This is a genomic window from Marinimicrobium sp., from assembly GCF_002695945.1.
Taxonomy (GTDB): domain Bacteria; phylum Pseudomonadota; class Gammaproteobacteria; order Pseudomonadales; family Cellvibrionaceae; genus Marinimicrobium; species Marinimicrobium koreense.
Genome location: NZ_NZQP01000069.1, coordinates 24,520 through 26,795, shown reverse-complemented (window position 1 = coordinate 26,795; position 2,276 = coordinate 24,520). Strand labels below are relative to the sequence as shown.

The following is a 2,276-nucleotide window of genomic DNA, read 5'->3' as shown; positions in this document are numbered from 1 at the left end:
CGGCGCGCTGATCCCTGGACTGGTACTGGTCAGCCTCTATCTGCTGTACATGCTTCTGGTCGCCCGGTGGCGGCCCACGCTCGCGCCCGCCGCACCGAGTGAGGAGCGGATTTCCACCGGTCGTCTGTGGCTCAGCCTGGTGCCCGTATCGGCGCTGATCATTCTGGTACTGGGCTCTATCCTGTTGGGTATTGCGACACCGACCGAAGCCGCCGGCGTGGGCGCACTCGGCGCCGCGCTACTGGCCCTGCTCAAAGGCAAGCTCGACCTCGCCCGGCTCAAAGAGGTGGCCCGCAGCACCACCATGACCAGTGCCATGATTTTCACCATCCTGATTGGCGCCTCGCTGTTCTCCCTGGTTTTCCGGGGTTTCGGCGGGGAAGAACTGGTGGAAGGCTTCTTCCATCAATTGCCGGGCGGGGTGTTCACCGCCATGCTGGTGGTGATGGTGATCATTTTTCTGCTGGGCTTTATTCTCGATTTTATTGAAATCACCTTTGTGGTCGTCCCCATTGTGGGCCCGGTGCTGCTGGCCATGGGGGTCGACCCCATCTGGCTGGGGATCATGATTGCCCTCAACCTGCAGACTTCTTTCCTGACCCCGCCGTTTGGCTTCGCCCTGTTCTACCTGCGTGGGGTGGCGCCCGCCTCGGTCGCCACCAGTGCCCTGTATCGTGGCGTGATTCCGTTTATTGTGCTGCAATTGCTGGTACTCTGTGCTCTGGCGCTGTGGCCGGGGCTTGCCACCTGGCTACCGCAGCAACTATCCCTGTAAAATCAGCATTCCATTACTGAATTATTCGAGGTACTGAGTTCATGGCCATGCAAGGCATTGATGAGGATCCCACCCCCCACGGTGAACTGACCCTGCAAACCCTGTCCATGCCCGCCGACACCAATCCCTATGGCGATATTTTTGGCGGCTGGTTGATGACCCAAATGGATCTGGGNGGTGCGATTCTCGCTCAGGAAGTGGCCAAGGGCCGGGTCACTACNGTGGCCGTGGGCAGNATGGTGTTNTTGCGGCCGGTACCCGTNGGNGCNACCGTCAGTGTTTATGCCAGCACNCTGGATGTCGGGCGCACCTCCATCCGCACCCTGATCGAAGTCTGGATCAAGGAGTGCGGTAANCGCGACATGACCAAAGTGACNGANGGCGAATNTGTTTATGTCGCCATCGACGACAATGGCCGGACCCGGCCGGTGCCCAAATAACCGTCNTCCCANANGCGCGCGGCTTTACAGTCGCGCCTGCTCGANCCCGCCAAAATCCCGNACTTACACGACTTTACTAACAAATCTTAACCGCTACCTTTACAGTATTCTGCTAGCTTTTAATGACCCGATGGGTTCGCNAATACAGTTGAAGGAAGACAGGTCCATGATAAAAGACGATGCNCAACGCTACGGTTGGTTGTCCATCACCGTGCACTGGCTGTCCGCTCTGTTGGTGATNGCCATTTTTGGCATTGGATTCTACATGGTGGACCTGACGTACTACGACAAGGGCTATCACGAACTCCCCAANCTGCATGTCAGTCTCGGACTGTTGCTGGCCATGCTGTTGATNGTGCGAATCGGCTGGCGGGTCAGTCAGNGGGGNANGCCACANCCGCTGCCCAACCACAGTCGTAANATCCGCCTCGNGGCAGCNNCAATGAAACANCTCCTGTATCTGTTGATGCTGGTGATGGTCGTGACCGGNTATCTGATCAATACNGCCAAGGGCGATCCCGCGNANTTTTTTGANCTGTTCAGTGTGCCCGCCACCTGGCAGTTGAGTTCNGATGGCGTCGATCTGGTNGGAGAAATCCATGAGATCGCCGCNTGGNTNCTGATTCTTCTGGCGCTCGCCCACGCCGGCGCGGCGCTTTGGCACCATTTTGTGATCCGGGATCGGACCCTGCTGCGTATGCTTCGCCCTGGTAANTCCGACCCNAAACCGTAAGCCACTTTTGTTTCTCAACCGTTAAGGAGTAAGACCATGAAAAAGACGTTAGCCGCATTGACTCTGAGCAGTATTGGTTTGGCCAGNGTTCCGGCANTGGCCGCCGANTATGTGATCGACACCGAAGGCGCACACGCCGCCATCAACTTCAAAATTCAGCACCTGGGCTACAGCTGGCTGACCGGTCGNTTTAACGANTTCGAAGGCAGCTTCAGCTACGACGCCGACAANGTCGAAGACAGCNANATCACCGTGACNNTCGATACCAGCAGCATCGACAGCAATCACGCNGANCGGGATAAGCACCTGCGCAGCGATGATTTCCTGA

Annotated in this window: 3 protein-coding genes and 1 pseudogene (1 of these 4 running past the window's edge); all 4 read left to right on the top strand. The window is 57.5% G+C overall.

From position 1 onward, the window contains the following. A partial coding sequence (locus CMG77_RS15410) for a TRAP transporter large permease subunit (RefSeq protein WP_286905089.1) occupies positions 1–775 on the top strand: 775 nt, incomplete at its 5' end. A 47-nt stretch (positions 776–822) separates the two neighbouring features. Next, positions 823–1,215, top strand: a complete 393-nt coding sequence (locus CMG77_RS15405; RefSeq protein ID WP_286905092.1) for an acyl-CoA thioesterase — start codon at positions 823–825, stop codon at positions 1,213–1,215. Beyond that, positions 1,169–1,948 carry a cytochrome b gene (locus CMG77_RS15400; protein ID WP_353743508.1) on the top strand — a complete coding sequence of 260 codons (780 nt, stop codon included), beginning with the start codon at positions 1,169–1,171 and terminating at the stop codon, positions 1,946–1,948. The genes CMG77_RS15405 and CMG77_RS15400 overlap by 47 nt, the downstream gene beginning before the upstream one ends. Before the next feature lie 36 nt (positions 1,949–1,984). Beyond that, a pseudogene (locus tag CMG77_RS15395) lies at positions 1,985–2,276 on the top strand (YceI family protein) (it continues 290 nt past the right edge of the window).